The organism is Klebsiella sp. GW_Kp182, assembly GCF_040062275.1.
Classification (GTDB): Bacteria; Pseudomonadota; Gammaproteobacteria; order Enterobacterales; family Enterobacteriaceae; genus Klebsiella; species Klebsiella michiganensis.
Map to the genome: position 1 here is coordinate 1 of NZ_JBEAFQ010000026.1, position 6,655 is coordinate 6,655.

The 6,655-nt window shown below is 57.0% G+C and carries 6 protein-coding genes and 2 pseudogenes; 2 read left to right on the forward strand and 6 right to left on the reverse strand.

The window, feature by feature from the left end:
* Positions 1 to 145: 145 nt before the first annotated feature.
* Genes ABLU88_RS16165 through ABLU88_RS16180 form a run of 4 tightly spaced genes read right to left on the reverse strand, consistent with a single transcriptional unit; the run spans position 146 to position 3,121 of the window.
* Entirely contained in the window at positions 146 to 907 is a 762-nt protein-coding gene (locus tag ABLU88_RS16165; protein ID WP_014228328.1) for an amino acid ABC transporter ATP-binding protein, read from the reverse strand.
* Complete coding sequence (locus ABLU88_RS16170) at positions 900 to 1,565, reverse strand: amino acid ABC transporter permease (protein ID WP_348837109.1); 666 nt, start codon at positions 1,563 to 1,565, stop codon at positions 900 to 902. Before ABLU88_RS16170 ends, ABLU88_RS16165 begins: the two co-directional genes overlap by 8 nt.
* Positions 1,566 to 1,579: 14 nt before the next feature.
* Positions 1,580 to 2,221 (reverse strand): amino acid ABC transporter permease, encoded by a 642-nt coding sequence (locus ABLU88_RS16175; protein ID WP_004100025.1) that lies wholly within the window; start codon positions 2,219 to 2,221, stop codon positions 1,580 to 1,582.
* A gap of 48 nt (positions 2,222 to 2,269) precedes the next feature.
* The gene (locus ABLU88_RS16180; protein ID WP_004848610.1) at positions 2,270 to 3,121 is read right to left on the reverse strand and encodes a transporter substrate-binding domain-containing protein; all 852 of its coding nucleotides are present in this window, start codon (positions 3,119 to 3,121) and stop codon (positions 2,270 to 2,272) included.
* Positions 3,122 to 3,355: 234 nt separating this feature from the next.
* Between ABLU88_RS16180 and ABLU88_RS16185 the strand changes: the two genes are divergently transcribed.
* Positions 3,356 to 4,822 (forward strand): PLP-dependent aminotransferase family protein, encoded by a 1,467-nt coding sequence (locus tag ABLU88_RS16185; protein ID WP_014228326.1) that lies wholly within the window; start codon positions 3,356 to 3,358, stop codon positions 4,820 to 4,822.
* Positions 4,823 to 4,853: 31 nt separating this feature from the next.
* Here ABLU88_RS16185 and ABLU88_RS16190 read toward each other — a convergent pair whose 3' ends face one another.
* Positions 4,854 to 5,501: a LysE family translocator gene (locus ABLU88_RS16190; RefSeq protein ID WP_348837114.1), complete on the reverse strand. Its 648-nt coding sequence runs from the start codon at positions 5,499 to 5,501 to the stop codon at positions 4,854 to 4,856.
* Positions 5,502 to 5,776: 275 nt separating this feature from the next.
* Positions 5,777 to 6,349 (reverse strand): annotated as a pseudogene (locus ABLU88_RS16195) (aminotransferase class I/II-fold pyridoxal phosphate-dependent enzyme); the annotation flags it as partial.
* Between ABLU88_RS16195 and ABLU88_RS16200 the strand changes: the two are divergent.
* Positions 6,300 to 6,641: pseudogene (locus tag ABLU88_RS16200) on the forward strand (DMT family transporter); the annotation flags it as partial. The pseudogenes ABLU88_RS16195 and ABLU88_RS16200 sit on opposite strands and share 50 nt — an antisense overlap.
* Between the last annotated feature and the right edge of the window lie 14 nt (positions 6,642 to 6,655).

A 6,655-nucleotide genomic window follows, 5' to 3' on the forward strand; every position in this document is an offset into this window, starting at 1 on the left:
CGTTGTTTCAGAGGCATATCGTAGCTGCACGAACACCGTCCCGGAGGCGGCGCTTATCGCGCCTGTCCGGGCTACTCCCCGCTGACGGCTGGAACCCCGTAGCCCCGGTAAGCGCAGCGCGACCGGGGAGAACGGCCGCTGATGCTTACCGGCTGCTCTGCAAAAACTGCCTGACGCGCTCAGAATCCGGGTTGGTGAAAAACTTCTCCGGCGGCGCTTTCTCAATCAACAACCCCTTCTCAAGAAACACCACCTCATCCGAGACCTGGCGCGCAAAGTCCATCTCGTGGGTCACCACCACCATCGTGTAGCCCTCGGCGGCCAGCGCCTTCATCACACCCAGCACCTCATTGACCAGCTCGGGGTCCAGCGCGGACGTCGGCTCATCAAACAGAATCACCTCCGGCGACATCGCCAGCGAACGGGCAATCGCCACCCGCTGCTTCTGTCCACCGGAGAGCGTAATCGGGTAAACGTCGGCTTTATGCGCCATCCCCACTTTCTCCAGCTGCTGCATGGCGATAGCTTTCGCTTCATCACGCTTCATCCCCTTCACGTGCAGCAGCGCTTCGCTGACGTTCTGCTGCACCGTCAGGTGCGGCCACAGGTTAAAGCTCTGAAACACCATGCCAACCCGCTCGCGGATTTTCGACAGCTGGCGATGGGACATCGCGCGGCCATTATGCTCATCAATCCCCAGCCGCTGGCCGCTGATGCGGATCTCGCCGCGATCCGGCTGTTCCAGCCAGTTCATGCAGCGCAGCAGCGTCGATTTACCCGACCCCGACGAGCCGAGAATGCTCACCACGGTCCCCTTTTCTACCGTCAGGTTGATATCACGCAGAACTTCCACGTTATCAAACTGTTTAGAGACGTTTTTGACGCTTACAGCAGTAGTATCAGACATGACTCATTCCTCTTCTGACTCCCCAGGCGCTCAGGCGTTTAATCAGCAGCTCCAGCAGGATGCTGATCGCCCAGTAGAGCCCAATCGCGACGATAAAAGAGTTAAACGGGATAAAATAGGTGGCCTGCACGCTGTTAGCCGCAGCGGTTATCTCCTGGACGGTGATAATGCTGAGGAAAGCGGTATCTTTCAGGCAGATAATCAGCTGGTTCCCCATCAGCGGGAGCGCGGAAGAGAGAATATTGGGCAGAATAATGCGGCGGAATATTTTGTAGCGCGAAAACCCCTGCGCGACCGCCGCCTCGATATAGCCACCGGAAAATACCCGCCGCTGGCTGCGCAAAATCTCAAAGAAATAGGCGCCGTGGTAGATAATTAAGGCAATTAAGCCGGCGGTCCAGGGCTCCATACTAATCCCCACTTGCGGCAGCCCGTAATAGAGCAAATAGGCGAGGATCAAAAAGGGAATCGCCCGCATTAAGCTGACAAAGGCAATAATAAGCCGGTTAAGGGTTTTCTTTTGATATTCGCTTAAATAGCACAGGACAACGCCGATAATTAATCCAGCAATTGCCGCGGTAATAAAAAGCTCAAGGGTGGCGAGTAAACCGGCAATAAAGCTGTCGCGCACCGACCAGATAACGGCCCACTGATTCATAGCACCTCCCGTATTTATCGTGCCAGACGCTTCGCTTTACGCTCGGCCATTCCCTGCAGTTTCAGCAGCAGGCCAATAATCACCACGTACAGCAGACCCGCCGCCAGGATTGGCGAAAGCGGTTCATAGGTGACCGAAGAAATCCGGTTGGTGACGCGCGTCAAATCCACCACGCCAATCACCGCAATGGCCGGACTGCCCTTAATCAGGAACGACATCTCGTTAACCAGCGCGGGCAGGCTTTCAATCCACATCTGCGGCAGCATGATGTAGCGGAAGTAGGCCCAGCGGCGCATCCCGACCGACTCCGCCGCTTCCCGCTGTTCGCGGGGAAAAGTGCGAAAGGCGTTGCGCCAGATTTCGGCGTTAAAGGCCGAGGTATTGAGCGTCAGCGCCACTATCGCTGCGACGTTTTTGTCGAGGTTAATCCCGACGGTCGGCAGAGAAAGAAACAGGAACAGCACCAGCGTGACCAGCGGCGTCGCGCGGGCGAGGCTGATATAGACCACCAGCAGCTGATCGATAACCGGAATGCGCAGCATGCGCACCAGCGCAATCAGCAGGCCAATCACCACCCCAAAGGCAATGGCGATGGCCGAAATCCAGAGGGTCGTCCATGCGCCTTCAATCAGTAACTGCCAGGAAATTGCATCCATGAAGCCCTCCTTCACTCAACGGGCGGCGGTTACCCGCCGCAGAACGCATTACAGACCGGCCAATTTATGGAACTGTTCCGGGCTGGTGATTGGCACGTTCGGAAGATCGTCATAGGTTTCGCCAAACCACTTTTTCTGGAGTTCCGCGAGCTTGCCGGTCTCCTTCATGTGGTTCATAAACTTGGTCATATAGGCCAGCAGCTGCGGCGAGTTTTTCGGGATCGGCCAGGCCATATAGCCCGGGCCGGATACCGCCAGACCTTTGGCGAACACCTTCGGCTTGGCCTTCGCCAGGTCGTTGACCGAGATAACCACGTTAATCACGTAGTCCAGGCGTTTGTTGGCAAGATCGGCGTAGGCTTCCGGGTAGGAGGGATACTCCACCACCGGCCCCAGCTTACCGCCGGTTTTCTCCAGCATCGCTTTCAGTTCCGGCAGCCTTGCCAGCAGCGCGCTGCCCGCCTGTACGCCCACCTTTTTCCCGCTCAGTTCGGCAATGGTGTTCAATGAATTATCGCCCGCGCGTTTGACAAAATAGTGCTGCGCTGACGCCCACGGCGGCGTGAAATCAAAGACCTTGAGACGGTCGTCGGTAATTACCGCGCCGGTTAAGGCCATATCGTATTGCCCGGTAGAAACCGCCGCCAGTAATCCGGTCCACGGCAAAATGCTCTGGTCGACGTTGAATTTCGCGTATTTGCGTAATTCATCGAGCATATCTTTGTTGAAGCCATCCGCCTGGCCGTTATTCATAAAGTTAAAAGGCGCGTAATCATCTTCGGTTGCGACTTTCAGGGTGCCGGATTTTTCTATTTCCGGAAGATCCGCGGCGGCTGCGTGATAAGAAAAGGCCATCGCCATGATGGCGCCCAGACAAATTGAACCTAATGATTTTTTCATTAATTCACCCCTAATTAATTCGCCAGACGTGTTCACTCCAGAACATGAAAAGGTTTTGCAAAATATGTGCCGACGGAAGTTCCGGTCCGCGACTGATGAATACGTTTTTACTGTAGGGAGCGTTTTAAATTTCCGGATAGAGCCAGATTCACCGCGCGGATGTGTCAGTCATTCTCAGGGTGGTATGGAATTTGCTCCAGTGTCTGTACTGTGCGTTTGAGTAAGGAGCCTGGCATGATCCGACACCTGTTACACGTTGATTTCGACCCGCGCCGCGGTTTGCAGGAGCAGGTGCGCGAGACGCTGATTAACGCCATTCTGGGCGGCATTTTTTCCGCCGACACGCCGCTCCCCTCCTGCCGCCAGCTGGCCAGCCAGCTGCGGGTCTCGCGCAACACCACGGCGCTGGTTTTTGAAGGGCTGGTTAACGAGGGATACCTCGTGAGTCGCCCGCGCAGCGGTTATTACCTGCATCCGGATTACCAGCACGCCAGCCCCTCTTCGGCGCCGGAAGCTGCACCGCAGGACGAGGGTTCTGCACCACGCTGGGGCACGCGGCTGCAAATCACCCCCAGCCAGCAGGAGTCGATTCTGAAGCCGGCCGGCTGGATGAACTACCGCTATCCGTTTATCTACGGCCAGCCGGATACCCGCCAGTTCCCGCTGGCGACCTGGCGCTCGGCGGCAAACTGGCTGCACGGCGGGGTGCGCGACCCGGAGTGGGTGGTGGATCACATCGATCGCGACGTGCCGATGCTGATTGAGCAGATCCGCACCCGGGTGCTGCCCAAACGCGGCATTGTCGCCTCGCCGGACGAGATTCTGATTACCCTCGGTTCGCAAAACGCGCTGTACCTGCTGACGCGCCTGCTGATGTCATCCAGCACGCGCGTTGGCGTGGAGAATCCCTGCTTTCGCGAGGCTATTAACACCTTTCTGCTTGCCGATACCGATATCGTGCCGCATCCGGTGGATGAACAGGGGATCGTCCTCAACGACGCCCCCTGCGATTACTACTACGTCACCCCCGGACACCAGGTGCCAACCGGGGTGGCGATGAGCAAAGCGCGGCGCGACCAGCTGCTGGAGCATGCCGCTCGCCATGATGCGGTGATTATTGAGGACGATTACGACTCTGAAAGTAACTTTATGCTCAACCCGCTGCCGGCGCTGAAGGCCAGCGATCGCTGCGGAAGAGTGATCTACGTGAGCAGCCTGTCAAAAGCGCTATCGCCGGGCCTGCGGCTGGGCTTTATGGTCGCTGACCCGGATCTGATTGACGAAGCCCGGGCGCTGCGGCGGCTGGTGTATCGTCATCCGCCGACCAATATTCAGTATCAGATGGCCCATTTCCTCGCCCAGGGCCACTATGAAACCCACCTGCGGCGCTACCATTACGACTCTGCCCAGCGCTGGGACCGTCTCAACAACGCGCTACAGCAGCATCTGCCGGAGTGCCGCATCATCCCCGGCAGCGAACACGCCAACGCGTTCTGGCTGGCCACGCCGGAGCAAATCAACACCCAGCAGCTGACCTGGCGCGCCGCCCACGCCGGGGTGCTGATTGAGCCCGGCGCGCGGCATTTTCTCAGCGACGCGCCGCCGGCTAATTTCTTCCGGATGGGGTTCCACGCCATTCACCCTGACGCCATCGAACAGGGCGTGGAGGTACTGCGCGGCCAGCTGGCGCAGATGGGCTGAACGCAGGGCCCCCAGCCTTAACGCGGCGGCCTCACGATGATAGCGACAAATAAGGATGAACGGCGGAAACAATAAGACCGACGGCAAAACACACAAACACGATGCCACCGGTTTTATTCAGCTTAACAAAGGCATTCCCGGACGACATTTTCGTTTTTACGCTGTGTGCGAAAAGGCCGTAGAGTGAATGAATGACAACCACCAGAATACAGAAGGTTATCGACAGCACGCTGAACTGCGGAATAAAGGGCTGCTGCGGATGAATAAACTGGGGAAACAGCGCCATAAAAAACACAATGGGTTTGGGATTAAACAACGACACCAGTACTCCCTGACGAAACCGCTGGCTGGCGGAAGGCATCGTTAAATCGGCAGAAGAGAGAGGTTGATTCAGCGCGCGGGGCACCGAGCGAAAGAGCTTTACGCCCAGATAGATCAGATAGGCCGCCCCAACCCCCTTGACTATCAACAGCGTCAGCTGAGAAGTGGTAATCATCACGCCAACGCTGCTGGCAGCAATAATCGATATGACGCCCATCCCCACCGCCACGCCGATAATCCCCGCCATTGCATTACGCAGATTATAATTCAGGGTGTTGGTCAGCGTCAGAAGCACTCCTGGCCCGGGGCTGGCAATGGTCAGGCTGGCAATCAGTATATAAAGGTAGAGCTGCTGCATTGAAAAAGGATCCTGTACAGAACAGGGCGCGGCTCCGCCCCTGAAATGATTAACAACGTCGTATCTTCAGGACGTGCGCTCGCTCAGCGTCAACAGCACAACCGTACTTGATGTGTTTTGTACACTACCGTAACAATTTTATATTGTCATCAAATTTAAAATTAACCCTATAAATCATAATAATAAAAAACAAACATTTATTTTAAGACTATTAACCCGCTATTTACCCCATAAAACGTTACTAATAAGTCACCCTATCGCTCGCCGCCGAAACGCTAGCGATATTGCTCATACTCCACGGCTTCGCGAACCTGGACTAGCGCCGCGCGCAGGCTATCGAAGGGAACGGAGCCGAGGGCGATGCGGATCGCCTGCGGAACGTTCGCTGTAACGCAAAAAGGCTCGGCGGTCGACACGGAAATATGGCGCTCCATCAGCGTTTTCGCCAGCCGATCGGCCCGACTCTCCTCGCCCAGAGGCAGCCAGACAAAATACGAATCCGGATGGCTGACGAAGGGAAGCGCGCCGAGAACCTCACGGGCAACCCCCTGCCGCCGCCGCGCATCCTGGCGTTTCTGCGCTTCAAAACGCGCCACCGTGCCGTCTTCAATCCAGGCGCAGATCAGCGAACTCACCAGCGAAGGGGTGTTCCACGTGGTGGCCCGTATAGCGCGCTCAATCTCCGGCCGATAGCGGGACGGGCAGACAACCGTCCCCACGCGCAGTCCGGTGGCGACGTTTTTCGAAAAACCGGTGATATAAACCGTGCTTTCCGGCGCATAGCTGGCCACCGGCGGCGGCGGATGGCAGGTGATTAGCTGGGCGCTGATTATGGCGCTGCCTTTTATGCTGGTGGCCTCGTGGATAACCCGGCCAGCGTCATGGGGCGCTATATCGCCTTCCGCCTGGATCGCGCTCGGCTATGTGTCGCTCTTTAGCATGCTTATCGGCTTTATTTTCTGGTACAAAGGGCTCGCCGCTGGCGGTATCGCCGCCGTCGGCCAGCTCCAGCTATTACAGCCGTTCTTCGGGCTTGGCCTGGCGGCGGCGCTTTTGCATGAAACCGTCAGCCCATTGATGCTGGCCGTGACGCTGGGCGTGATTCTGTGCGTTATCGGTTCGCGCAAATTTGGCAGCTAGCCTGTATTGCCCTT

Bases quoted from the DNA above. Each gene is read 5' to 3' on its own strand.
- ABLU88_RS16165 (WP_014228328.1), bottom strand. From the start codon at position 907: ATGTCTGATACTACTGCTGTAAGCGTCAAAAACGTCTCTAAACAGTTT.
- ABLU88_RS16170 (WP_348837109.1), bottom strand. From the start codon at position 1,565: ATGAATCAGTGGGCCGTTATCTGGTCGGTGCGCGACAGCTTTATTGCC.
- ABLU88_RS16175 (WP_004100025.1), bottom strand. From the start codon at position 2,221: ATGGATGCAATTTCCTGGCAGTTACTGATTGAAGGCGCATGGACGACC.
- ABLU88_RS16180 (WP_004848610.1), bottom strand. From the start codon at position 3,121: ATGAAAAAATCATTAGGTTCAATTTGTCTGGGCGCCATCATGGCGATG.
- ABLU88_RS16185 (WP_014228326.1), top strand. From the start codon at position 3,356: ATGATCCGACACCTGTTACACGTTGATTTCGACCCGCGCCGCGGTTTG.
- ABLU88_RS16190 (WP_348837114.1), bottom strand. From the start codon at position 5,501: ATGCAGCAGCTCTACCTTTATATACTGATTGCCAGCCTGACCATTGCC.